At 61.5% G+C, this 22956-nt stretch carries 19 protein-coding genes and 3 pseudogenes; 9 read left to right on the forward strand and 13 right to left on the reverse strand.

Annotated features, from left to right (window positions below; genetic code table 11):
• Positions 1–374 precede the first annotated feature (374 nt).
• Entirely contained in the window at positions 375–2915 is a 2541-nt protein-coding gene (gene nirB, locus KHP07_RS07390; protein WP_214496901.1) for a nitrite reductase large subunit NirB, read from the forward strand.
• A complete protein-coding gene (nirD, locus tag KHP07_RS07395; RefSeq protein ID WP_078048666.1) occupies positions 2915–3277 on the forward strand; it encodes a nitrite reductase small subunit NirD in 363 nt (120 codons plus the stop codon). The genes nirB and nirD overlap by 1 nt, the downstream gene beginning before the upstream one ends.
• Positions 3278–3387: 110 nt before the next feature.
• Here nirD and KHP07_RS07400 read toward each other — a convergent pair whose 3' ends face one another.
• Positions 3388–3885, reverse strand: a complete 498-nt coding sequence (locus KHP07_RS07400; protein ID WP_256581759.1) for a MarR family winged helix-turn-helix transcriptional regulator — start codon at positions 3883–3885, stop codon at positions 3388–3390.
• 50 nt (positions 3886–3935) lie between these two features.
• On the opposite strand from KHP07_RS07400, the gene KHP07_RS07405 reads away from it, so the two are divergent.
• Positions 3936–5438 (forward strand): FAD-dependent oxidoreductase, encoded by a 1503-nt coding sequence (locus tag KHP07_RS07405; protein WP_214496902.1) that lies wholly within the window; start codon positions 3936–3938, stop codon positions 5436–5438.
• On the opposite strand, the gene KHP07_RS07410 is transcribed toward KHP07_RS07405, so the two are convergent.
• Positions 5411–5974: a TetR/AcrR family transcriptional regulator gene (locus KHP07_RS07410; RefSeq protein WP_078048663.1), complete on the reverse strand. Its 564-nt coding sequence runs from the start codon at positions 5972–5974 to the stop codon at positions 5411–5413. The two genes, KHP07_RS07405 and KHP07_RS07410, sit on opposite strands and share 28 nt — an antisense overlap.
• A 139-nt stretch (positions 5975–6113) precedes the next feature.
• On the opposite strand from KHP07_RS07410, the gene KHP07_RS07415 reads away from it, so the two are divergent.
• On the forward strand, positions 6114–6806 hold the full coding sequence (locus KHP07_RS07415; protein ID WP_502937528.1) for a glutathione S-transferase: 693 nt from the start codon (positions 6114–6116) through the stop codon (positions 6804–6806).
• A 49-nt stretch (positions 6807–6855) separates the two neighbouring features.
• Here the strand turns inward: KHP07_RS07415 and KHP07_RS07420 are convergent, their stop codons facing one another.
• Positions 6856–7425: a cysteine hydrolase family protein gene (locus KHP07_RS07420; RefSeq protein WP_214496903.1), complete on the reverse strand. Its 570-nt coding sequence runs from the start codon at positions 7423–7425 to the stop codon at positions 6856–6858.
• 128 nt (positions 7426–7553) lie between these two features.
• Between KHP07_RS07420 and KHP07_RS07425 the strand changes: the two genes are divergently transcribed.
• From KHP07_RS07425 to KHP07_RS29480, 3 genes and pseudogenes are all read left to right on the forward strand, one after another.
• Complete coding sequence (locus KHP07_RS07425; RefSeq protein WP_214496904.1) at positions 7554–8957, forward strand: XAC2610-related protein; 1404 nt, start codon at positions 7554–7556, stop codon at positions 8955–8957.
• A gap of 94 nt (positions 8958–9051) precedes the next feature.
• Positions 9052–9597, forward strand: coding sequence for a GNAT family N-acetyltransferase (locus KHP07_RS07430; protein ID WP_078048659.1), 546 nt, complete (start codon positions 9052–9054; stop codon positions 9595–9597).
• Positions 9598–9734: 137 nt separating this feature from the next.
• A pseudogene (locus tag KHP07_RS29480) lies at positions 9735–9842 on the forward strand (30S ribosomal protein S5 alanine N-acetyltransferase); the annotation flags it as partial.
• Between the two features lie 93 nt (positions 9843–9935).
• Here the strand turns inward: KHP07_RS29480 and KHP07_RS07440 are convergent.
• From KHP07_RS07440 to KHP07_RS07455, 4 genes are all read right to left on the reverse strand, one after another.
• On the reverse strand, positions 9936–10250 hold the full coding sequence (locus tag KHP07_RS07440) for a hypothetical protein (RefSeq protein ID WP_214496905.1): 315 nt from the start codon (positions 10248–10250) through the stop codon (positions 9936–9938).
• 256 nt (positions 10251–10506) lie between these two features.
• The gene (locus KHP07_RS07445) at positions 10507–11040 is read right to left on the reverse strand and encodes an SUKH-4 family immunity protein (RefSeq protein WP_214496906.1); all 534 of its coding nucleotides are present in this window, start codon (positions 11038–11040) and stop codon (positions 10507–10509) included.
• 89 nt (positions 11041–11129) lie between these two features.
• Positions 11130–11930: a suppressor of fused domain protein gene (locus tag KHP07_RS07450; protein ID WP_214496907.1), complete on the reverse strand. Its 801-nt coding sequence runs from the start codon at positions 11928–11930 to the stop codon at positions 11130–11132.
• A 28-nt stretch (positions 11931–11958) separates the two neighbouring features.
• On the reverse strand, positions 11959–12591 hold the full coding sequence (locus tag KHP07_RS07455; RefSeq protein WP_214496908.1) for a TetR/AcrR family transcriptional regulator: 633 nt from the start codon (positions 12589–12591) through the stop codon (positions 11959–11961).
• Between the two features lie 111 nt (positions 12592–12702).
• Here KHP07_RS07455 and KHP07_RS07460 point away from each other — a divergent pair, with 111 nt between their 5' ends.
• Complete coding sequence (locus KHP07_RS07460) at positions 12703–13359, forward strand: O-methyltransferase (protein ID WP_099492226.1); 657 nt, start codon at positions 12703–12705, stop codon at positions 13357–13359.
• Between the two features lie 219 nt (positions 13360–13578).
• Here the strand turns inward: KHP07_RS07460 and KHP07_RS29835 are convergent.
• Positions 13579–14553: pseudogene (locus KHP07_RS29835) on the reverse strand (methyl-accepting chemotaxis protein); the annotation flags it as partial.
• 318 nt (positions 14554–14871) lie between these two features.
• Positions 14872–15144, reverse strand: a pseudogene (locus tag KHP07_RS29840) (PAS domain-containing protein); the annotation flags it as partial.
• A 162-nt stretch (positions 15145–15306) separates the two neighbouring features.
• Here KHP07_RS29840 and KHP07_RS07470 point away from each other — a divergent pair.
• Positions 15307–17505, forward strand: a complete 2199-nt coding sequence (locus tag KHP07_RS07470; protein ID WP_214496910.1) for an OsmC domain/YcaO domain-containing protein — start codon at positions 15307–15309, stop codon at positions 17503–17505.
• A gap of 95 nt (positions 17506–17600) precedes the next feature.
• On the opposite strand, the gene KHP07_RS07475 is transcribed toward KHP07_RS07470, so the two are convergent.
• The 4 genes from KHP07_RS07475 to KHP07_RS07490 all read right to left on the reverse strand — a co-directional run bounded on the left by KHP07_RS07475 (position 17601) and on the right by KHP07_RS07490 (position 22806).
• Positions 17601–18767 (reverse strand): cystathionine gamma-synthase, encoded by a 1167-nt coding sequence (locus KHP07_RS07475; protein WP_214496911.1) that lies wholly within the window; start codon positions 18765–18767, stop codon positions 17601–17603.
• Entirely contained in the window at positions 18764–20140 is a 1377-nt protein-coding gene (locus tag KHP07_RS07480; protein WP_078048650.1) for a pyridoxal-phosphate dependent enzyme, read from the reverse strand. The genes KHP07_RS07475 and KHP07_RS07480 overlap by 4 nt, the downstream gene beginning before the upstream one ends.
• A gap of 116 nt (positions 20141–20256) precedes the next feature.
• Positions 20257–21120, reverse strand: a complete 864-nt coding sequence (gene dapA, locus KHP07_RS07485) for a 4-hydroxy-tetrahydrodipicolinate synthase (protein WP_214496912.1) — start codon at positions 21118–21120, stop codon at positions 20257–20259.
• A gap of 294 nt (positions 21121–21414) precedes the next feature.
• Positions 21415–22806 carry a hypothetical protein gene (locus KHP07_RS07490; protein ID WP_214496913.1) on the reverse strand — a complete coding sequence of 464 codons (1392 nt, stop codon included), beginning with the start codon at positions 22804–22806 and terminating at the stop codon, positions 21415–21417.
• Positions 22807–22956: the final 150 nt, after the last annotated feature.

A 22956-nucleotide genomic window follows, 5' to 3' on the forward strand; every position in this document is an offset into this window, starting at 1 on the left:
CCCTTAAATTGATACCGTGGTGCCCGCGCGCGGGGCAAGCCCGCTCACCACAGAACACTGTTTACCCCTGGCAAATCGTGCACTTTTATAACGCGAGGTGCACCAGTTGGAGGCGCTGGAGGGGGGCTCAGAATGGCCGATCAGCCAGTTGAGCCATGAACACAGGCTTCGCCTTCGTTTGGCACAGACCCTGCAAGCTCCCCCTTAACCCACCTCGGTCAACGACGATCGACACCCTGGGGCATAGCGGTGAGTCCGGCGCAGTCGCCTGATCCGAACCCGCATAAGAACAGGCAAAGACGCCTGGAACCGTAAGGTTTCAGGCGTTTTTTTTTGCTTTTTTAAACCGTGATGAGCTTTGACGGGTGCTTACTATGAACCATCTCAAAACCTTGATCGTCGTCGGCAATGGCATGGTCGGCCACCACTGTGTGGCGCAACTGATCGAGCGCGGCGCGCTGGATCACTACCGCTTGCATGTGTTCAGCGAGGAGCCGATGCGCGCCTATGACCGGGTGCATCTGTCCGAGTATTTCACCGGCCGTGATGCCGAGTCGCTGGCCTTGTCCGAGGCTTCGCTGTACCAGGTGCCGGGCGTGACCCTGCACCTCGGCGTGCCGGTGCTGGAGATCGACCGCGCGCGCTGCGAGGTGATCACCGCCAACGGTTGCGTGGCCTATGACACGTTGGTGCTGGCCACCGGTTCCTATCCGTTCGTGCCGCCGATCGAAGGCGCCGAAGGCGATTCGCGGCTGGTGTATCGCACCCTTGAAGACCTGGATGCGATTCGCAAGGCAGCCGCGAATGCGCGACGCGGCGTGGTGGTGGGCGGTGGCCTGCTGGGCCTGGAAGCCGCCAACGCGTTGAAGAGCCTGGGCCTTGAAGCTCACGTGGTGGAGTTCGCGCCACGCTTGATGCCGGTGCAACTGGACGACTTTGGCGGCCTGGCGCTCAAGGCGCAGATCGAGCGGCTGGGTGTGGGGGTGCATTTGTCGCGCGCCACCCAGTCGATCAGTGCGGGCGAGCACTACCGCTACCGCATGAACTTCGCCAATGACGAATACCTCGAAACCGACTTGATCGTGTTCTCTGCCGGTATCCGCGCCCAGGACGCGCTGGCCCGTCAGGCCGGCCTGGACATCGGCCCGCGCGGCGGGGTGGTGATCAACGACGCGTGCCTGAGTTGCGACCCGAACATTTACGCGATTGGCGAGTGCGCCTCCTGGAACGGCAGCCTGTTCGGCTTGGTCGCACCGGGCTACCAGATGGCCCGAGGCGTCGCCGCGCTGCTCTGCGGGCACACCGCCGAGCCGTTTGTGGGCGCGGACATGTCCACCAAACTGAAGCTGCTCGGCGTGGATGTGGGCTCCATCGGCGACGCTCATGCGCATACGCCCGGCGCGCGCAGCTACCAGTTTATCGACGAAGCCAGCGCCAGCTACCGCCGCCTGGTAGTGGACGCTGCGGGCAAGCAGGTGATCGGCGCCGTGCTGGTGGGCGACAACAGCTACTACGACACCTTGCTGCAATACATGCAGAACGGCATCGCGTTGCCGTCCGAGCCGGCCAGCCTGATCCTGCCATCCTCCAGCGGCGCGCCGACCCTGGGCCCCGGCGCGTTGCCGGAATCGGCCACCCTGTGCTCCTGCCACAACGTGACCAAGGGCGCGATCTGCTCGGCCATCGACAGCGGCTGCAGCGACCTCGGCTTACTTAAATCCCAAACAAAAGCGTGCACCGGTTGCGGTGGCTGCGCAGGCTTGCTCAAGCAAGTGTTCGAGCATGAACTGATCGCCCGTGGCGTCAGCGTCGACAAGAGCCTGTGCGAACACTTCGCCTACACCCGCCAGGAGCTATACGCCCTGGTGCGCGTGGAAGGCATCATCACTTTTGACGAGCTGCTGGCCAAACACGGCCGTGGCCACACCGGCTGCGACGTGTGCAAGCCGGCGGTGGGCTCGATCCTGGCGTCGTGCTGGAACCAGCCGATCATGGACGCGTCCCTGGTGCCGCTGCAGGACACCAACGATACGTTCATGGCCAACATGCAGAAGAACGGCACCTACTCGGTAGTGCCGCGTATTCCGGGGGGCGAGATCACCGCGGACAAACTCATCGTGATCGGCGAAGTGGCGAAGAAATACGACCTCTACACCAAGATCACCGGTGGCCAGCGCATCGACCTGTTTGGCGCGCAACTGCACGAGCTGCCGGATATCTGGGCCGAATTGATCGCGGCGGGGTTCGAGACGGGGCATGCGTATGGCAAGTCCACGCGCACGGTGAAGTCCTGCGTGGGCAGCACCTGGTGCCGTTACGGCGTGCAAGACAGCGTAAAAATGGCGCTGCTGATCGAGGACCGCTACAAGGGCCTGCGCTCGCCGCACAAGCTCAAGTTCGCGGTGTCTGGCTGCACCCGCGAGTGCGCTGAAGCCCAGAGCAAGGACGTGGGTGTGATCGCCACGGAGAAGGGCTGGAACCTCTACATCGCCGGTAACGGTGGCATGCGCCCGCGTCATGCGGAGCTGTTCGCCACCGACTTGGACGATGCCACGCTGATCCGCTATATCGACCGCTTCCTGATGTTCTACATCCGCACCGCCGACAAGTTGCAGCGCACGTCGGTATGGCGCGAGAGCCTGGAAGGCGGCCTGGACTTCCTCAAGGACGTGGTCCTGCACGACAGCCTGGGCCTGGGTGCCGAGCTGGAAGCGCAGATGCAACTGGTGGTCGATCGCTACGAGTGCGAGTGGGCCAACGCCCTCAAAGACCCGGAAAAACTCAAGCGCTTCCGCACCTTCGTCAACGACAAACGCCCCGACCCGGACATCCACTTCGTCCAGGAACGCGGCCAGCGCCGGCCGATCATGGCCGCCGAACTCAACCTGATTCCCGTCACCGAGGAGATTGCCTGATGAGCCAGCCCACTACCCAACGCAACCTGGCAACCTGGAAGAGCGTGTGCAGCGAGGCCGACCTAGTGAGCAATTCCGGCGTGGTGGTGTGGTTGGACGGCGCGCAAGTCGCGCTGTTCTACCTGCCGGGGGCGCAGAACCAGACCCTGTATGCCATCGACAACCACGACCCGGAATCCGGGGCCAATGTGATCGGTCGCGGCTTGATCGGCAGTATCAAGGGCGACTTGGTGGTGGCGGCGCCGATCTACAAGCAGCACTACCGCCTGGAAGACGGGCAGTGCCTGGAGACGCCGGACCAGCGTTTGCGGGTATGGCCGGTGCGGTTGAACGGCGGGGTGGTGGAGCTGGCATTGGATTGATGTTGTGTGCAGGATTTTGTGGCGAAACGATTTCCTGTGGCACACCAACTTCCTGTGGTGAGCGGGCTTCTTGTGGTGAGCCCGCTCACCACAGCAATCCTCATCAGGCCTCAGGAAATGCCCTCAGTCGCACGCAATGAGTCTTCCTTGATGTCCTCGGCAAACTTGCGCATCAACCGCACCAGATTGTCGAAATCGCCTTCCTCCCAGGTGGAGAAGATCGACACACCCATCCGCTCCCGCGCATCATCGACGCGGTCAGTCATGGCCTTGCCTTTCTCGGTAATCACCGACTCGCGTACGCGGCGGTCGAGTGCGCTTGCCTGGCGCAAGACCAGGCCCAGGCTTTCCAGCTTCGCCACCTGCCGACTCACCGTGGTGTAGTCGCGGCCCACGCGGTCGGCCAGCTCGACCACGCCAATCGGACCCAACCGCTCCACCAGCACCAGCAACGGAAACAGGGCGCGGTCCAGGGAAATCCCGGCCTCGCGTACCATCGCCTCGTCGCGTTGCGGGCGGTTCATCACCCCTACGATCTCAACCAGTGAGCCATGCAGGTCACGCAGCTGGGCGGATATATGTGCGCTTTGCACATTTTTAATTGACACGGTGTTCGCCTCTCTTAATATGTGCGTATTGCACATATAGGTGATCCAGTATGAAAGCGCAATTCGCTGTCGATGTACTGATTTGCGGTGCCGGTGCCGCCGGCCTGACCTTGGCGATCGACCTGGCGAGAAGGGGCATCACCTTCCGACTGATCGAAAAGAACCAGCAGCCTTTCCACGGCTCGCGTGGCAAGGGCATCCAGCCCAGGTCCCAGGAAGTCTTTGAGGACCTGGGGATTCTCGACCGGTTGATGGCCGTGGGTGGAGTCTATCCGACTGACCGGCGCTACCGCGACGATGGCAGCTACAGCGAGGCTGAATTCACCGAATCCACGGCGCCCACACCGGCTGAGCCCTACCAACAACCGTTGATGGTCCCGCAGTTTCTGACGGAACAGGTGATGCGTGAGCGCCTGCTTGAGCTCGGTCACGCGCCTGAGTTCGGTTGTGAGCTGGTCGGCTTCGACCAGGACGCCGACGGTGTCACCGCACGGCTGGCCGGCAAGGGTGGCGAAGAGCGCATGCGTGCCCGCTGGCTGGTGGGTGCCGATGGCGGTCGCAGCTTTGTCCGGCATGCCCTGGCGATCGGCTTTCCCGGCAAGACCCTGGGCGTGCGCGCCCTGGTGGCGGATACGGTGCTTACCGGCCTGACGCGTGAGGCCTGGCACCGCTTTGGCGAAGGGGATATGCAGCGCCAGATTGCGATATGCCCGCTGGCCGGCACCGACCTGTTCCAGCTTCAAGGACCGGTCCCGGCGGAGGGCGACGTCGACTTCAGCGCCGAAGGGCTCACCGCACTGATCGCCCAACGCACCGGTCGCACCGACATCCAGGTGCACAGCGTGGCCTGGGCATCGGCCTACACCATGAATGCGCGCCTGGCCGATCACTACCGCCTGGGCCGGATGTTGCTGGTGGGCGACGCCGCGCATATCCATCCGCCCACCGGTGGCCAGGGTCTCAACACCAGCGTGCAGGACGCCTATAACCTCGGCTGGAAGCTGGCGGCGGTGGTGCAGGGCGCCCCTGAGGCTTTACTCGATACCTATGAAGAAGAGCGCCGGCCGGTGGCTGCCTCCGTGCTCGGTTTGTCCACCAGACTGCTAGGAGAAATGCAGCATGGCGAACTGCGCCGGGGCAGGGAAGTGCATCAACTGGACATCGGCTACGCAGAGTCCTCACTGGCGTTGCAGCACCCCGTGCGTAGCGGCATTGCAGCGGGCGACCGCGCGCCGGACGCGCCACTTCGAGGTGCCGCCGGGCAGGCGCTGCGGCTGTTCCATCTGTTCCAGGGCACGCATTGGACGCTGCTGGGGTATGGCGTCACGCGTGATTCAGTGCCCGCTTGGCCGGGCGTGCAGGTCCATATCGTTGGGCCTGAGGGAGATGTGATTGACGAGCAAGGTCAGTTTCAACGTGCCTACCAACTGGCGATTGGCGAGTGGGTGCTGGTGCGGCCTGATGGGTATATCGGCGCGATTGTAACGTCCGGGCAACGAGAGGAACTGGAGGCCTATCTGTTGGTTCACGCCGGGATAAGCCCGGCGGCCTGATAACTCTGGATCAGTTCGTCATACAAGCCGATATCGAGGCGCGTACGGGCAATCAACTGCGCGCCGGCGATGGCGGTGTAGATGGCACGGGCGCGCCGCTCGTTGTCCTGCACACTGCCGTTGTCGATCTCCGTAAGCAAAGCCGCGAGCCAGGCCACGTTGATATCGGCAAATGCCAGGACCTCTGTCTTCACGGCCTCGGGCAGGTCCTGGTATTCAGCCGCCATGAAGCTGGACAGGCAGAGACGATTGCCGTCTTCGAGGGATTTTCGAAAGATACTCGGGTAGATCCGCAGGCACTGCAGCGGCTCTGGGTTTTGCGCGCGTATCGCGGCAAGGGCGCTGGCGGTGTCTTCCCAGTAACGCTTGGCAACGGCCGCGCCGAGGTCGGCCTTGCTCGGGAAGTGGTAATAGATACTGGCGTTCTTGATCCCCACCGTTTCGCCGATGCTGCGGAAGTTGATGCCGCTGTAGCCGTAATGCTGAGCAGCGACTTTGGCAGCTTCCAGGATGGCTTCTCGCGCATTTTCGCTCACGTATGGGTTCCTCGTTTCGTAGGGGATGGGCCGATTCTACGCGTAAAAGTTTTTACCTGCCAACTGGTAGGTAGTGGTTGACAGCTGGAAATAAAGCTTTCAATCTCTACCTACCACTTGACAGGTAGGCGAGAAAACCATGATCACGCAACAGCCGCATTCCCAAGCATCCCAACGTTCTATGATGACCATTTTTGACTGGCACAGCGGCCCCTATCCGGCCCGGGTGCGAATTGCATTGGCCGAAAAAGGCCTGCTGCCCAAGGTGGAGTTTGTCTCGGTCAACCTATGGAAAGGCGAGCATAAGCAACCGGCATTTCTTGCGCTCAACTACTCGGGAACTTTGCCCGTCCTCCAACTGGACGACGGAACGCTGATCGCTGAATGCACAGCGATCACCCAGTACCTGGATGTACTCGACGGCAACCCGACGTTGACCGGCAAAACACCTGCCGAGCAGGGCCTGATCCACATGATGACCAAGCGCGCCGAAATCGAGCTGATGGATGCCGTGAGTGTGTACTTCCATCACGCAACCCCCGGGCTCGGGCCGCACGTCGAGCTCTACCAGAATGCCGAATGGGGCCTGCGCATGCGTGACAAGGCACTGCGCGGCATGCGCTACTTCGACGAGGTCCTCAAGCGCCGGTCCTATGTCGCAGGTGATGAGTTCTCCATGGCCGACATCGCGTTGTTGGGCGGCATGATCTTCGCCGCGCTGGTGGAGTTGCCGGTGCCGGAAGAATGCGAGGCTATGCACGCCTGGCATACCAAGGTGAGCAAGCGGCCTAGCGTCCGGGCGTGGCGGGCGATGGTGGCGCAGACGCATTAAGCGAGCATGGAGCATCGCGCACGCGGGTCGCGGGTTTGTTAAATGCACATCAAGTGGTTGTGAGCTGAGCCAGGATTTCATCGGCTTCGGTAACCCCGGCATAGTCCATCGCCAGATTGCTCAACGACATCGCATGCACGTCCTCGGCCGGCCACAGGCGCCCGGACAAATCGGTTTGATCGAAGGTGTAGCAAGCGTCGGCAACCACCGTCACCTCAAAACCCAGGTTGCCGCCCGAACGTGCGGTGGCCTCGACCGAGTTGTTGGTGATCACACCCACGATCACCAGTTGGCGGATCCCACGCGCATGCAACCAGCGCTCCAGCCCTGTGGCGGTGAACGCATCCGGGACGTTCTTTTCCACCACATGCTCATGGGCCAGCGGTTGCAGCGCCGGCTGGAACTCGCACCCTGGCTGGCCGGGCCAGAACACCGAGTCGGGCGCGCGGGACATGTGCCGGATGTGCACGACCGGCCGATTGAACTGCCGCCACGCATTCAGCAGGCGCTGCATCTGCACCTCGGCGTCCGGGTTGTTGCGTCGCCCCAGCTTCGGCTGGTTCATGCCTTGCTGCATGTCGATGATCAGCAGTGCGGCATTGCTGGCTAACGTTGGCATGGCGAATCCCTGTATTCGTGAGGCTCGAAACATATCAGCCAACCTGTGTGCCCAGACAGCGATTTGTTCGAAGCCCGCACCGTTTCCATTTACACTGCCGCCCTCGAATTTCAGCAAGGATGCGTTGGATGCGCTCGATACTTGGCGGTGTGTGCCTTTCCCTGGCCCTGGCGGCCCCTGTCTTGGCCGAACCGCGTTCATTTTCGGTGGTCGACCGCAGTGACCAATACCTGGTCGAGGTGCTGTTCCCGGAGGTCCCCGACCACCCCAATCAACTGGTGCCCGCGCTCATCACCGTGCGCGACAAGCACACCCTCGTAACCCTCCAGCAATTCAAGACCCCCGCCGCGAATGTGCCGGTGGACAGCAATGGCCAGGACAACGGCTGGCTGCTCGGGCCCTTCAGCCTGTTGTACTTCGCCGACTTCGATCTGGACGGCCGCCTCGACCTGGCGATTCGCAACGGCACCGATCTCGAACAGGCCTACAAGCCGATGTTCGATGTGTACGTGCAAACCCCACAGAACCGGCAGTGGGTGCTCAACCAGCCCCTGACCGACCTGGCCAAGGAGACCACCAGTGGCATGTTCTCGCTGATCCCCGACGACGGCATCCTGCTGTCCCAGGTCGACCGGGACTGCTGCTGGACACGCATGAGCCACTGGAAAATGCGCGATGGCGAGTTGGTCCGCCTCAGCACCTCCACCGAAGAGCAGGTCCAGCCCACCGAGTTCGGCGAAAACTCCAGCATGCCCAGCGGCTACACCCTGATCACTACCGGCGCATTGAAGGATGGCCAATGGCAGGAAACCCAGCGCCTCGAAGGCCCGACCCACCAAGATGTGCAGAGACTCACCGGCACCCTCAACGGCAAGATCCCGGTGGACATCTGGTACCAACAGCAGGGAGCGGTCCTCATCGGCGAATTGCGCTACACCAAAAGTGGCAACGGCCAGCCGATCAAACTGGTGGGCGACCAGAGCGACTACGACGACAAACCCTTCGTGTACCTGCACGAATACACGGATGACGGCCACCAGACCGGTATCTGGCGCATCACCCGTGACACCGAGGCGCCCTACGACTACACCGGCACCTGGGTCAGCAGTGCCAAGGGCGAGCACCCCGAACTGGCGATTTTGCTGCACGCAACCGACAGTGAACCCGACGATGACCTGCCCACCGACCTTGAGCGCGACCAGCGCAACGGCCATTACCAGATGCGCGATGACTTCCTCGGGCGTGACGGCGACCTGGAACTCAACATCCTGCCAGAGCGAGATGCGCAGGGCAGGGAAGTGGCGGAAGTGACCCTGACATTGAAAGAGGTCAAGAGCGGGAAACAGATCGTGGTCGCCCACCATAGTGTGCCGATGGAGGCCGAAAACCTGATCATCGTTCGCGAGCCTATGGCGACGCCACGCACCGGGCCGTACCACATACAGTTGGTGAAAAACTTCGCGGTGATCGAGCATAACTCGGCGCCGGACAGTGATGATTACTTGACGGGGATGTATCGCAAGCAGCCGTAAATCCGGTCGTCGAGGCTTAACGGTCATGATCCACAGGCTTAATCGAGGGGCGTCATACCCAGTGGTTGAACCTGTCCGAAGAAGGAGTACTTCGATGATCCGCAAGGCATTACCCTCTGATGCAAAGGCCATTGCCCAGGTGCATATCCGCAGTTGGCAAGAAGCCTATCGTGACCTGATGCCTGTTGAATTCCTGAACTCATTGGACGCAACGCACGCACAGCGGGAATCCTCTTGGACACGCTCGATTGAGTCGGGCGAGTCCAACGTATGGGTCGCAGAACTGGACCAGCAAGTTATCGGTTGGGTATGCGTCGGCCCCAGCCGGGATGAAGATGCAGCCGGGGCGAATACCGGCGAGGTCATGGCCATCTACGTATTAGCCACGTCTTGGCAAACGGGTGTGGGATTGGCGTTGTGGAAAGCAGGGGTTGGGTACCTGGTGGAGCAGGGCTGTCAGGGCCTGACGCTTTGGGTCTTGAGCCGCAACGAAAGAGCCATCCGGTTTTACCGCCGGGCAGGCTGTGTCGCGGATGCAGGCAGTGAACGCAACCTTGTGCGGGGTGGGGTAACACTGGAAGAGGTACGGTATCGATTGGCCTTTGCTGCACAACAAGGAGACGTCCATGACGGACCATGAATTTGAACAGGATGAAAGCATGGCCTGGGAACTGACCGCCGCAGCGGTTCACCATCCTGAGGCGCAAGGCTGTTACCGCGGGCCGTCCGGTCCCGATGGGCCGACGACCTTCCTGGCGATCACGTCGATACGGACGGTTCAAACAAATGGGCCTGCACCGAATCATGGCCAACCACACGCCCAGCAATGTTCGGAGTGAGCATCTTTTGGAGGCGTTGGGGTTTGAAAGAGAAGGGTATGCGCGGGGGGATCGGCCAGAACCGGTTGACTCGCGCTGGCTTTTTTACCGCTTTCAAGCACTGGTGTAAGTCAGATCAGGGTAGCTATTGCCCTCACCTTTAGCCTGTCGGAAGGTAAGAAATCTGGTCATTGCTATCTAAGTAGTACATCCCTTCTAGGATGCCAACCAGCGGCGTGAGCCCGAGCAATGGTTCAGACTTAAATGTGATAGGGAAAGAAACCCGTTTCGCCTCATCTGAGGCTTCATCCCAGGAGGGTTTAACAATTCCTCCCCAGAACGAGACAGCTGTGCCGTCATTGAGAAACAGCGTGGGTTGTCGATGGCCAATATGTTCAACCAGGCTCCAGTGCACGTACCCCAGATAGCGAGTGCCATCGGCATCGCAAAATTCGGCTCGCACGATCATCGCCAAGCCTACTTCCTCAACACAAGGCCGGACTGTGCATTCATCTTCAACGGACTAGTCCATCGGAAAGCACCATACCCCAACATCGTGCAGGTCGTTCGCCGTCAGTTCCCAGATCTGCTTGTCGCGCACCTCACGCCTCCTTGTACGTTGATTCAGTTCCTCCACACTACAGGGTGCCAGCTTTGTCCTTCAACGCGCTATAGAGGTCAGGGCTGTGATCCACACCGTCTAGCGAAGCGGCATCGACGTGGATGAATCGTTAGGATTCATCTGCCAGCTCCGAGCTCACCTCGACTTGCCACATAGACCCGAGATCGACTGCTCTCGCGTCTATGATTGCAATGGCGTCGAGACAATTAGCCATGGCCTCCTTGTTGAGGTGCTCTTGATAGATACAAAGACTCTCAGCAAATTGCACCAGAGAAGAATTTATGAAAATGCTCTGATTGTAGCTGTCGTGGTTGAAGAGGATGACGTGCCGGCTGTCCAAATCAATAGCAATAACGTCGCCAGAGCCATTGTGACCGATAGGGAAATACGAATCGGATAAGCCGAAAGTGTGCACCCGTGACTCAATTTCGGGCTGTGAATAGGCATAGAACGAAAGAAACGGCGCGGCATCACGCGGTAACCCCTGTGCCGCCAGAAGGCTTGAGTCTTCCCTTGCAAGTCGGGTGGGAAGGGACTCAGCGTCAAACAAGACGAACTCATCCAGATGAAGGTCGAGGTCGGCAGGAAGCTGTGGCAGAGATGCAACGAATCGATCTTTGAAGTTTTTGGCTATGTCGTTCATGAGGCCTGACAGTTAAGTGGGTGTCGGTTTCGCTGACCTAAGCGAGCGGTTTGCACAGTGTCAGATTCCAGCTGGGAGTTGGCACACGCCTACACCACACTCTCCCGACCCACCCGACTCACATGCCCCACACCCGCCGCCTGCAACCTTGCCACCAAATCCTCCCGCGCCGCGCGGCCACCTGTGCGTACATACTCAAGTTCCGCCGCCGTGATCAACACCACCGGCACCAGTTGCACCGGTGAGAGCGGCATGTCGTCGAGGCGGGTCGGGAAGTCCGGGGCGGGGCCGCCCAGCAGGACGCCGGCGGCGTCGTCGGCGGTGACGAACAGGCTGGGCAGTTGGTCGCTCATCAGGTGCGATTGGCTGAAGCCGGGCAGTTCCAGGGAGAGTACGCCGTGGTTCTCCAACTGGTGGGTGATGCCGCCGGCGTTGGCGACGGTCTTGGCGACGTGTTCGAGCAGTTCGAATGCCCAACTGTGGCGCAGTGGGTCGACGTCACCGAGTGTGCCTCGGGCGTGTTCGGGGATGTCGGCGGTTTCCAGGAACAGTTCCATTTCGAAGCCATTGCCAAGGCCTTCGGCGTCGTCGTAAGGGTCGGATAGGCCGTCGGTTGCCAGCACGATGCTGTCGCCCCGGCGTACCACGCGATAAGCCTGGCGGGTCGACGGCCAATAGGGGCCGCCGGTGAGGCTGGGGCTGATCAGGTAGGCGAGCACGTCTTTCTCGACGGTGCCCACCGATTGCCAGTGTCGGTCCAGGCATTCGGCGCTGGCCAGGCGGGCGGCCTGGTTGGCGGCGTCGGGCTCGGGCGATTGCGTCGCGGTGGGTGTCGGGGCGGGCGCAGTCGGTTTTTTCGTTGAGCCGAAGAGTTTCTTGAAGAAGTTCATGGGCAGTCCTTTGCTGGGAGGGGGCGCTTCATGGAGGGTTGAGCGCGATTACATAGGCGCGAAACATATCAGTCATGCCGTCGGCATAAACAGCGATTTCTTCCGTGGTGCGTGGGCTGTTGGAAAATTCTTTCCCGACTGAACTGAGGGTGGTCAGGATCAGATCACTGGCCAATGTACGCGTGTCGATCGACACGTCGGGCAGCAACTCCAGCATGAACGCCTTGAACGCCTGCCGTCCGGCAGCCCGCACTTCCAGGGCCTCCGGCGCATCGCGATAGAGCGGCGCCGCGTCGCTTAACGCCCCGCGCATCTGCGCTTCTTCGCATTCGGATCGAATAAAGGCGTGCACCAACGTGCGCAGGCGCTCCAGTGGCGCTTCGTCGTGTTTCTCCAGTATGTCGCGCAGCATCTGGGTGGTCTGCTGCCACTCATCACTCTGCAACCTGAACAGGATCGCCGCCTTGTTCGGAAAGTACTGGTACACCGACCCCACGCTCACGCCGGCCTTTTCCGCGACCCGTGCGGTGGTGAAACGGGTGGCGCCTTCCTTGGCCAAAACCTGAATAGCCGCTTCGAGGATCGCTGCCACTAACTCGGTGGAGCGCGCCTGTTGTGGCTGCTTGCGCGTGGAAATACGCGGGGTTTGGCGGCTGGTCATGCAGGGCTCCGGTGGTGGGGCTAATGCGAATAGCGAATGCGACGAATCACTCGCATACTTTTAATGCGACGAATTAGTCGCATCTTAGCCCCCACTCTACGGAAATCAATTATGTCGAGCCTGACCACCGCGCCTTTGGCGCAACTGATTGAACGCCTGTATGCCCAAGCCAGCGCCGCCACCAGCCCGGTGATGAGCACGGTATCGAAGGAAGAACGCGAGCGGCTGATGCACAGCAAGACCGAATACGTGACGCTGTATTCGATGCTCAAGGATCTGTGGCTTCCCGTGTCGCGGGACACCGGCAAGCTGCTCTACATGCTGGCGCGCAGCAGCAAGGCGCGGGCGATCGTGGAATTTGGCACTTCGTTCGGACTGTCCACCTTGCACTTGGCTGCCGCGCTGCGTGACAACGGTGGCGGTGTGCTGATCGGCAGCGAGTTCGAGGCCTCGAAGGTGGCCCTGGCGCGGGACCACTTTATCCAGGGCGGTGTGAGTGACTTGATCCACATCCGCGAAGGCGATGCGCTGGTGACCCTGGCCAGCGACCTGCCGGACAGTGTCGATCTGCTGCTGCTGGATGGCGCCAAGGCACTCTATGGCGAGGTACTCCGCCTGGTGGAAAGCCACCTGCGCCCCGGTGCTTTGGTGGTGGCCGACAACACCGATTACTGCCCTGAATACCTGGCCTACGTACGCGCCCCCGAGAACGGCTACTTGTCCGTTCCATTTGCCGATGACATCGAACTTTCAATACGCCTGGGGTAATCGAGGCGTCAACTCATGCACGTATTTGGCACGGGAGCCACCGGTTGAGTGGGCTCCGAAGTGGTGTGTATCACACCGATGCGGCGCGGGTGTATGGCATGTGCCGGAGGAGGGCCTGGGCCAAGCGGCGTATCACGTGGGCGCAGACCAGGCAGCCGGGTTGTTTGTGGTGAGCGGGCTTACCACAGCTAGCCCGCTCACCCGCAGTTCAGTGCAGGCTCAGCGATTGAAGCGCTCGACCAACGCATATTGGGTGGACGCGGTGTTTGTCAGTTCCTTGCTCAGGTCCGTGGATTGATGGGCTTGTATCGAGGTCTGGTCGGCCAGTTCGGCGATGGTGGTGATGTTGCGGCTGATCTCCTCGGCGACCGCGCTCTGTTCTTCGGTGGCGGCGGCGATCTGGGTGGTCATGTCGGTGATGTGGGACACGGCCTCGCTGATACCCACCAGCGCCTGGTCGGCCTCGAGTACCCAGGCCACGCCTTCCTGGGCCTGGCGCTGGCCATGCTCCATGCTTTGCACCGCGTTGTTTGAAGATGCCTGCAACTGGGTAATCAGCGCGTGGATCTGGGTGGTGGACTGAGAGGTACGCTGGGCCAACTGGCGAACTTCGTCGGCGACCACGGCAAAACCACGGCCTTGCTCACCCGCACGCGCGGCTTCGATGGCGGCGTTGAGCGCCAGCAGGTTGGTCTGGTCGGCAATGCCCTTGATCACATCCACCACGCTACCGATTTCGTCGCTGTCACGGGCCAATTGCGCCACGGTGACGCCGGTTTCGCTGACCACGGCGGACAAGCGTTCGATCGCCTCGCGGGTATCCCGCGCTACATCACGCCCGCGCCCGGTCAGCACATTGGCTTGCTGGGTGGCATCCGCCGTGCGCTGGACGTGGCTGGCGACTTCCTGGGTGGTGGCGGCCATCTGGTTGACGGCGGCCGAGACCTGTTCGGTTTCGACGCGCTGGCGGTCCAGGCCCTTGGAGCTGGCGGTGGCCAACTGGTCGGATTGCCCGGCCAGGGCGCTCAATTGTTCGGCACTGTCCTGTAAACGCGTCAGGCAGGTCTTGAGGCGCGCGTTTTGGCTGAGGAACGCGGTTTCCAAGCGTGCCTGGGGCCCGCTGGCGTCGCTGTACATTTGTGCGATCAAGGCGTCCGAAGTCGAGGGTTCCACCCCCTGCAACAGCCGCAGTGTGCTGCCTTGGCGCACGCGCGAGCAGAGCACGCCCACTGGCACCGCGACAACGACGGCCACCGCGATCGCCAGCGGTGCACTGAGGAACAGGCCGGCGAGGCTGCCGGCCAATCCGGTGGCCACATACGGCACGCAACTGATCGCGGCAGGCAGCCAGGCATCCTTGCGTGGCACGCCCGGCTTACCCTGGCTGATGCGGCGGTAAAGGGCCTGGGCACGGCGGATCTCATCGGCAGTGGGTTTGACCCGCACCGATTCGAAACCCACCACCTTGCTGCCGTCGAAGATCGGCGTGACATAGGCGTTGACCCAATAATGGTCGCCGTTTTTCGAGCGGTTCTTGACGATGCCCATCCACGGCAGGCCTTGCTTGAGTGCACCCCACATGTGCGCAAACACGGCGGGTGGCACATCCGGATGGCGCACGATGTTCTGCGGCGCGCCGATCAGGTCGGCGCGTTCAAAGCCGCTGATCTCGACAAAGGCGTCATTGCAGTAAGTGATGACACCTCGGACATCCGTGGCGGAGATGAGTTTTTGCGAAGGCGCGAGGGAAATCTCACGCTGTGTTACGGGCTGGTTATTGCGCATTCCGACTACTCCCTGGTTGCCCTCAGTCCATCGGCGCCATGTGCGAAAAGGTTAATGCACATTTGCCAATTCGCCAGCCACTGGTCAAAAGCCTGAAACTTCCTGCCGAAAAACCTCATAATGGCGGCCATTTTTGTTTAGCCGTTATTCTGGTGTGCCCCCATGGAAATCAAGGTCAACTTTCTCGACAACCTCCGGCTTGAAGCCAAGTTCGATGACTTCACGGTGATTGCCGACCAGCCCATCCGCTACAAAGGCGATGGCTCGGCACCGGGGCCGTTCGATTACTTCCTGGCATCGTCGGCGTTGTGCGCAGCGTACTTCGTGAAGTTGTATTGCCAGACGCGCAATATCCCCACCGACAATATTCGCCTATCGCAGAACAACATCGTCGACCCGGAAAACCGCTATAACCAGATCTTCAAGATCCAGGTGGAATTGCCAGCGGATATCTCCGAGAAGGATCGCCAGGGCATTTTGCGTTCCATTGACCGTTGCACCGTGAAGAAAGTGGTGCAGGCCGGGCCTGAGTTTGTCATCGAAGAAGTCGAGAACCTCGACGCCGATGCCCAGGCCTTGCTGATGCCGAACTCGACCTCCGACGGCGGCACCTACATCGCCGGCAAGGACCTGCCACTGGAACAGACCATCGCCAACATGTCCGGCATCCTGGCCGGCCTGGGCATGAAGATCGAGATCGCGTCGTGGCGCAATATCGTGCCTAACGTGTGGTCGCTGCATATCCGCGATGCGCATTCGCCGATGTGCTTCACCAACGGCAAGGGCGCGACCAAAGAGGGCGCCTTGGCGTCGGCGTTGGGCGAGTTTATCGAACGGCTCAACTGCAACTTCTTTTACAACGACCAGTTCTGGGGTGAGGAACTGGCGAATGCGCCGTTCGTGCATTACCCGGATGAGCGCTGGTTCCAGCCCGGCCCCAACGACGAACTGCCGAGCGAAATCCTCGATGCGTACTGCCTCAAGGTCTATAACCGCGACGGCGAACTGCGCGGTTCGCACCTGTTCGACACCAACTCCGGCAATGAAGAGCGCGGTATCGTTTCGCTGCCGTTCGTGCGCCAGTCGGACGGTGAGGTGGTGTACTTCCCGTCCAACCTGATCGAAAACCTCTACCTCAGCAACGGCATGAGCGCCGGCAACACCCTGGCCGAAGCCCAGGTGCAGTGCCTGTCGGAGATCTTCGAGCGCGCGGTGAAGCGTGAAATCATCGAAGGCGAGTTCGCCTTGCCGGATGTACCCGCCGAGGTGCTGGCCAAGTACCCCAGCATCCTGGCCGGTATCCAGGGTCTGGAAGCCCAGGGTTTCCCGGTGCTGGTCAAGGACGCATCCCTGGGCGGTGAATTCCCGGTGATGTGTGTGACCCTGATGAACCCGCGCACCGGCGGCGTGTTTGCCTCGTTCGGCGCACATCCCAGCCTGGAAGTGGCGCTGGAGCGCAGCCTCACCGAACTGCTGCAAGGCCGCAGTTTCGAGGGCTTGAACGACTTGCCGCAGCCCACCTTCGAAGGCCAGGCAGTGACTGAGCCGAACAACTTCGTCGAGCACTTCATCGACTCCAGTGGCGTGGTGTCGTGGCGCTTCTTCAGTGCCCAGTCGGATTACGAATTCGTTGAGTGGGACTTCACCGGCGAAGGGGCCGATTCGAACGCCCAGGAAGCCGCGACCCTGTTCGGGATTCTCGAAGGCATGGGCAAGGAGTCCTACATGGCGGTGTACGAGCACCTGGGCGCTACGGCGTGCCGCATCCTGGTGCCGGACTACTCGGAAATCTACCCGGTGGATGACCTGATCTGGGACAACACCAACAAGGCGTTGTTCTTCCGCGAGGACATTCTCAACCTGCACCGCCTCAACGAGGAAGAGTTGCAGGCGTTGGTCGAGCGGCTGATTGAAAGCGAGCTGGACGACTACACCGATATCACCACCCTGATCGGCATCGAGTTCGACGACAACACCGCCTGGGGCCAACTGACCATCCTGGAGTTGAAGCTGCTGATATTCCTGGCCTTGCAGCAATACGAAGAGGCCAAGGAGTGCGTGGAGATGTTCCTGCAGTACAACGACAACACCGCCGAGCGTGGCCTGTTCTACCAGGCGATGAATGCGGTGCTGGAGATGGAACTGGACGACGACCTGGACCTGGCGGATTACGAAGCCAACTTCCGCCGCATGTTCGGTGATGAGCGGATGGACGCGGTGATTGGCTCGGTGAAAGGCGATGTGCGCTTCTATGGCCTGACGCCGACCAGCATGAAGCTGGAAGGGCTGGACCGGCACTTGCGCTTGATCGACAGCTACAAAAAGCTGCATGCGGCGCGTGCCAACGTCGCCTCAGCCTGACACAACTTTCTGTGGAAACTGGCTTGCTGTGGTGAGCGGGCTTGCCCCGCTCACCACAGCAGGCCGGTTCACCACGCAGGCCAAGCTAAAGTGCTTTAGATAAGTGCCAATGCTTGCGCCAAATCCGCCCGCAGATCCTCCACATCCTCAACCCCCACCGACAACCGTACCAGCCCGTCGCCAATGCCCAACTGCGCGCGCGTGGCGGCCGGGATACTCGCGTGGGTCATGATCGCCGGGTGTTCGATCAGGCTCTCCACGCCGCCGAGGCTTTCGGCCAGGGCGAAGATCTTGACGTTTTCCAGGAAGCGCGTCGCGCCGGCCAGGTCGCTGTTCAGGTCAATCGAAATCATCCCGCCAAACCCACGCATCTGTTTGCGCGCCAGTTCATGCTGCGGGTGGGAGGCCAGGCCTGGGTAGTAAACCCGTGCCACCTGCGGTTGCTGCTCCAGCCAGGTGGCCAGGTCCAGGGCGTTGCTGCAATGGCGCTCCATGCGCAGGGCCAGGGTTTTCACGCCGCGCAGGGTGAGGAACGCGTCGAAGGGCCCCGCGATGGCGCCGACCGAGTTCTGCAGGAAGCCTAGGCGTTCGGCCAGTTCGGGGTTATTGCCGACGATGGCAATGCCGCCAATCACATCGGAGTGGCCGTTGAGGTATTTGGTGGTGGAGTGCACCACCACATCGAAGCCCAGTTCTAGCGGACGCTGGATCCATGGGCTGGCGAAGGTGTTGTCGGCCACGCAGATGATGCCTCGATCGCGGCAGATACGTGCGATGGCGCTGAGGTCGGTGAGGCTCAGCAGCGGGTTGCTCGGGGTTTCGACCCAGACCATACGGGTGTCGTCCTGCAAGCTGGCTTCGAAGGCCGATAGATCACTCAGGTCGACAAAGCTGAAGCGGTGCCCGGCGCTGCGTTGGCGCACTTTGTCGAACAGGCGGAAGGTGCCGCCGTACAGGTCATTGCCGGACACGATGTGGGCGCCGGCATCCAGCAGCTCCAGCACCGTCGAGATCGCCGCCAGCCCGGACGCAAACGCAAACGCCTGGCTACCACCTTCGAGGTCGGCCACACAGCGCTCCAGGGCAAAGCGCGTTGGGTTGTGGGAGCGCCCGTAGTCGAAGCCCTTGTGCACGCCGGGGCTGTCTTGCAGGTAGGTGGAGTTGGCGTAGATCGGCGGCATCAGCGCACCCGTGGTTGGGTCGGGGGATTGCCCGGCGTGGATCACGCGGGTGGCAAACGCGCCTTTATCGGACTGACTCATGCAAGGGATCTCCGTAGATGGTTGAGCAGGTCGACGCGGGTGATCAGGCCGTGGAAGCCTGAATCGTCGGCAATAATCGCAACCAGGCCGCGATCCAGCTCCGCCTGCAGTTCCGCCAGGCTGGCGCTGGGGGCCAGGGTTTGCAAGGTGTTGGTCATGGCGCTGGCGACAATCATCTTGAAGTCTGCGGCGTCATGGTGCAGGCCCAGCAGGATGTCGGACTCATCGATCACTCCCACCAATTCTTGACCGTCCATCAGCACCGGCAGTTGCGAGACGTCGGCCAGGCGCATGCGCTGGAACGCCGTGAGCAAGGTGTCATCGGGGCTCACGCTGATCACGCGGCCGTCTTCGAAGCGCCGCGCGATCAGGTCGCGCAGGTCGCCGTAATGCTTGTATTGCAACAGCCCCGCGTCGTTCATCCATTGGTCGTTGTAGACCTTCGACAGGTAGCGCGTGCCGGTGTCGCACACGAACGTGACCACACGCTTGGGCTCGGTCTGTTCACGGCAGTAGCGCAGCGCTGCGGCGAGCAGGGTGCCGGTGGAGGAACCGCCGAGAATGCCCTCGGCCTTGAGCAATTGCCGGGCGTGATCGAAGCTTTCTTCATCGCTGATGGAATAGGCATGGCGCACGCTGGAGAGGTCGGCAATCGAGGGGATGAAGTCTTCGCCGATACCTTCAACCGCCCAGGAGCCCGGTGTTTCCAACTGGCCGCTGCGGCTGTATTCGGCCATCACCGAACCCACCGGGTCGGCCAGCACCATGGCCAGCTCCGGCTGAACGCGCTTGAAGAAACGCGTCAGCCCGGTAAGGGTGCCGGCTGAGCCGACACCTACCACAATCGCATCGACATCGTGCTGGGTTTGCGCCCAGATCTCAGGCGCGGTGCTGGTTTCGTGGGCCAGGGGGTTGGCGGGGTTGTTGAACTGGTCGGCGAAGAACGAACCGGGGATGTCCTTGGCCAGGCGCGCCGCCACGTCCTGGTAATACTCGGGGTGGCCTTTGCCGACGTCGGAGCGGGTGATGTGCACTTCGGCGCCCATGGCCTTGAGGTGCAGCACCTTTTCCGTGGACATCTTGTCGGGCACCACCAGCACCACGCGGTAGCCCTTGGCCCGGCCGACCAGCGCCAGGCCCAGGCCGGTATTGCCGGCGGTGGCTTCGATAATGGTGCCACCGGGGCGCAGGCGGCCGTCGCGTTCGGCGGCGTCGATCATCGCCAGGCCGATACGGTCCTTAATGGAACCGCCGGGGTTTTGGGATTCAAGCTTGAGGAACAGCGTGCAGGGGCCGGTATCGAAACGGCTGACCCGAACCAACGGCGTGTTGCCGATCAGTTCGAGGACGGCGGGGCGGGGAAGGCTGGGCATGTCGTCACCTGAATACGGATGGGATGGACAGCAAAAGGCAAAGCGTGGGTTCGACGATAGGCCGGGATCGGTCCGGTCGCAACCGGACGGTCCGTTGGCTGTCTGTTTTTGGCGCATTAGCCGGGCGGGTTCATCACCTGCTGCAAGCGCGTGACGACGCTGGCGCTGGCGGCCTGCATCGGCGCGCGCAACTCGCTGCCGATCAACCCGTGCAAGGCCAGTGCGGCTTTGACCGGCGCCGGGTTGGGTTCCATGAACATCGTGTTGATCAGCGGCTGCAACCGGAAGAACGTCGCTCGCGCTTCGGCGAGCTGGTTGTCGCGCACTTGCTGGCACAGAGCCACAAATTCCTCGGTATGCAGGTGGGCCGAGGCGGCGATGGCGCCCGTCGCGCCAAGGCACAGCGCGTTGAATATTTGCAGGTCTTCGCCACACAGCACGTCCACCGCACCACTGGCCAACAGCGCGAGGGTATTGCCCAGGTTGCCGCCACAGTCCTTGATCGCGACGATGCGTTCGTGAGCGATGATGTTCAGCAGCGTGGCCTGCTCGAACGTTGCGCCGGTGCGGTAGGGGATATCGTAGAGGATGATCGGCACACTGGAGGCATCCGCCACTGTACGGAAGAATGCTTCCAGGCCGGCCTGGGACGGGCGGATGTAACTTGGCGCGGGCACCAGCAACCCCGCCACCGGGCGTTGCAGGATTTCACCCTGGAACTCGAGCAACTCAATCTGGTTGTTGCCCGCCAGGCCCATCACCACGCGGTGCGCGGGGACCAACTGCAGCACTGCGTCGAGCACTGCCAGTTGTTCCTGACGGCTCAGCGACGCGGCCTCCCCGGTGGTGGTGCAGACCATGATCCCGGCCACGTGCTTTTCCAGCAGGTGGCTGACCAGCCGGCGCAGGCCGATAAAGTCGATGGCGCCGTCATGGAACGGCGTGACCACGGGAACCCAGATACCTTGAAACGCTGACATGCACTTTCTCCTGATAGTTGACCGCTGGAGTCACCGTCAGAAGGGCAAGGGCAATTGTGCAAAGGAGGGGGAGACCGTCGCGCTCAATGTCCTGTCAGCTCATCTGACGGGACAGCGCGCCCCGGTCACATGAGCGACTGTTTCTTCGATTTGAGGGCGTGCGCAACGCAACCTTGCGCCTTGGCAATCAAGCCAATGGCGCAAAGGTTAACGGAGGACATTGTGGACATTCGCTGACACACCCTGAATGAGGCCTCCATCTTCATGGAATATTACAGAGTGTGTCAACGGTGCTTATTCGAATTTATCGATACGCGAGTCGGAATAGAAAAACTCGTTCTTGTCGGTGCTCGATTCAAAGAAGTAGGCGTAGTCGGTCAGGAAGTACAGGTGGCTCACGCGCTTGTACTTGTCGTCGTCGGTTCGGCAGGACAACGCCTTGGCGCTGCCCGCCAGTTTCGCGTTGAGTTCGCTGGCCGGCAGTTCACGCTCGACCTGGCAACGGTTGGTCTGCGTGTTGGTGCTGCTGCCGATCAGGCTGTTGAGGCTGGAGCGTACGGTGGTGTAGGTGACGGTCTCGCCCACGGGCAGGGCCTTCCAGTTACCGGTGAAGCTCAGTTGGGTCAGGGTCGAGCTTTCCGCCATGCCCGAACCGCCGTAGGTGGCTTTGGACACCAGGTGGAACAGGTTGCGCCAGCTCACGGCCTGGCTCTCATAGCCGTCGCCACGGGTGGCCAGGGCCAACTGGCCGCTTGGTGCGTCCTGGCTGATGAACTGCGTGCTTTGGTTATCGCTGGTCTTGCCACGGTAGTTGCTGGTGCCCGCGAACTGGACGTATTTGAACGAGCGGGTGGGCTTTTCCAGGTTCAGCTGCGTGATGGCCGCCAGCACGGCTGGCTGCACTGACGTCAGAGCGATGGTAGCCGGAGCCTTCAGGCGTGGCTTGAACGCCGGCAGCGCGGCGATTTTTTCCGGAGTGACGCAGACGTTCTTGAACAGCAACTCATAGTCGGCATTGCTGCCGGCGATGTTCTGCGGCGTGGGGGAACTGTCGACACGGCCGTCGCTGACGCGGTTGTTGGCATCCATGTCGTAGCCGGCCAGTTGCATGTACGTGCCGGCTTTGCAGGCTACCGAAAAGTGTTCGCGTTTTTGCGCGTAGGGCGCGTTGTAGGGCAGGTCGTTGAGCACTGTCGGGTTATCGAAGGCGGCCCAGAAGCGCGTTTCGCCGTTGACGGTCTTGATGCTGTTGGCGTCGATCAGGACCTGGTTGTCACGCTCATTGGTCTGCACCAGGCGCCAGTCGGGCTTGGGTGTTTCCGCACAGGCACGGACGAAGGTCTGGTTCGCGGCCAGGGTTGCACGCAGCTGTGGCGACAAGCTGCGAGGCGAACTGTAGCGGCCGGCACTGGCGGGGTAGACCCGTTGCGAACCGTCCAGGTACAGCAGGTGCAGTTGCGGCGAGGAACAGGCGGCCTCGACTTGCAACGTGCGGCGCAGAGCGCCCGGATCGCCAGGCATCAACAGCTCGAAGCTGAGCACGTCGCCTTCGCGCACGATGCTGTTTTCCACCAGGGGCTGGGCGAGGGCGCCGGCGAGCATGGTTTCGACCTGGGTTTTCTGGGTGGCGCAACCGGCCAGGGTGGCGATGCCACCGATCAGCAAAAGCGGAGTGATAAAACGCACGAGAGCCTCGGTGAGTCCATTCGGGGATGCCAGGGTGACGGCGGGTGACGCGGAAACTTTAACGGGATATTGCAGGCGCCAAGCCTAACCAGCCGGGTGGCTGCTGTACAGCCGTGATCTGGCCGTCGCTGGATATGTGCGCGTCGCAAT

This window comes from Pseudomonas sp. VS40, from assembly GCF_018587885.1.
GTDB lineage: Bacteria > Pseudomonadota > Gammaproteobacteria > Pseudomonadales > Pseudomonadaceae > Aquipseudomonas > Aquipseudomonas pergaminensis.

What these genes read in the sequence shown, in the direction of transcription:
- KHP07_RS07425 (WP_214496904.1), top strand. Translation starts at nt 7,554, where the DNA reads ATGCGCTCGATACTTGGCGGTGTGTGCCTTTCCCTGGCCCTGGCGGCC.
- KHP07_RS07470 (WP_214496910.1), top strand. Translation starts at nt 15,307, where the DNA reads ATGGAAATCAAGGTCAACTTTCTCGACAACCTCCGGCTTGAAGCCAAG.
- dapA (WP_214496912.1), bottom strand. Translation starts at nt 21,120, where the DNA reads ATGTCAGCGTTTCAAGGTATCTGGGTTCCCGTGGTCACGCCGTTCCAT.
- nirD (WP_078048666.1), top strand. Translation starts at nt 2,915, where the DNA reads ATGAGCCAGCCCACTACCCAACGCAACCTGGCAACCTGGAAGAGCGTG.
- KHP07_RS07455 (WP_214496908.1), bottom strand. Translation starts at nt 12,591, where the DNA reads ATGACCAGCCGCCAAACCCCGCGTATTTCCACGCGCAAGCAGCCACAA.
- KHP07_RS07405 (WP_214496902.1), top strand. Translation starts at nt 3,936, where the DNA reads ATGAAAGCGCAATTCGCTGTCGATGTACTGATTTGCGGTGCCGGTGCC.
- KHP07_RS07415 (WP_502937528.1), top strand. Translation starts at nt 6,114, where the DNA reads ATGATCACGCAACAGCCGCATTCCCAAGCATCCCAACGTTCTATGATG.
- KHP07_RS07460 (WP_099492226.1), top strand. Translation starts at nt 12,703, where the DNA reads ATGTCGAGCCTGACCACCGCGCCTTTGGCGCAACTGATTGAACGCCTG.
- KHP07_RS07450 (WP_214496907.1), bottom strand. Translation starts at nt 11,930, where the DNA reads ATGAACTTCTTCAAGAAACTCTTCGGCTCAACGAAAAAACCGACTGCG.
- KHP07_RS07475 (WP_214496911.1), bottom strand. Translation starts at nt 18,767, where the DNA reads ATGAGTCAGTCCGATAAAGGCGCGTTTGCCACCCGCGTGATCCACGCC.
- KHP07_RS07445 (WP_214496906.1), bottom strand. Translation starts at nt 11,040, where the DNA reads ATGAACGACATAGCCAAAAACTTCAAAGATCGATTCGTTGCATCTCTG.
- nirB (WP_214496901.1), top strand. Translation starts at nt 375, where the DNA reads ATGAACCATCTCAAAACCTTGATCGTCGTCGGCAATGGCATGGTCGGC.
- KHP07_RS07420 (WP_214496903.1), bottom strand. Translation starts at nt 7,425, where the DNA reads ATGCCAACGTTAGCCAGCAATGCCGCACTGCTGATCATCGACATGCAG.
- KHP07_RS07480 (WP_078048650.1), bottom strand. Translation starts at nt 20,140, where the DNA reads ATGCCCAGCCTTCCCCGCCCCGCCGTCCTCGAACTGATCGGCAACACG.
- KHP07_RS07430 (WP_078048659.1), top strand. Translation starts at nt 9,052, where the DNA reads ATGATCCGCAAGGCATTACCCTCTGATGCAAAGGCCATTGCCCAGGTG.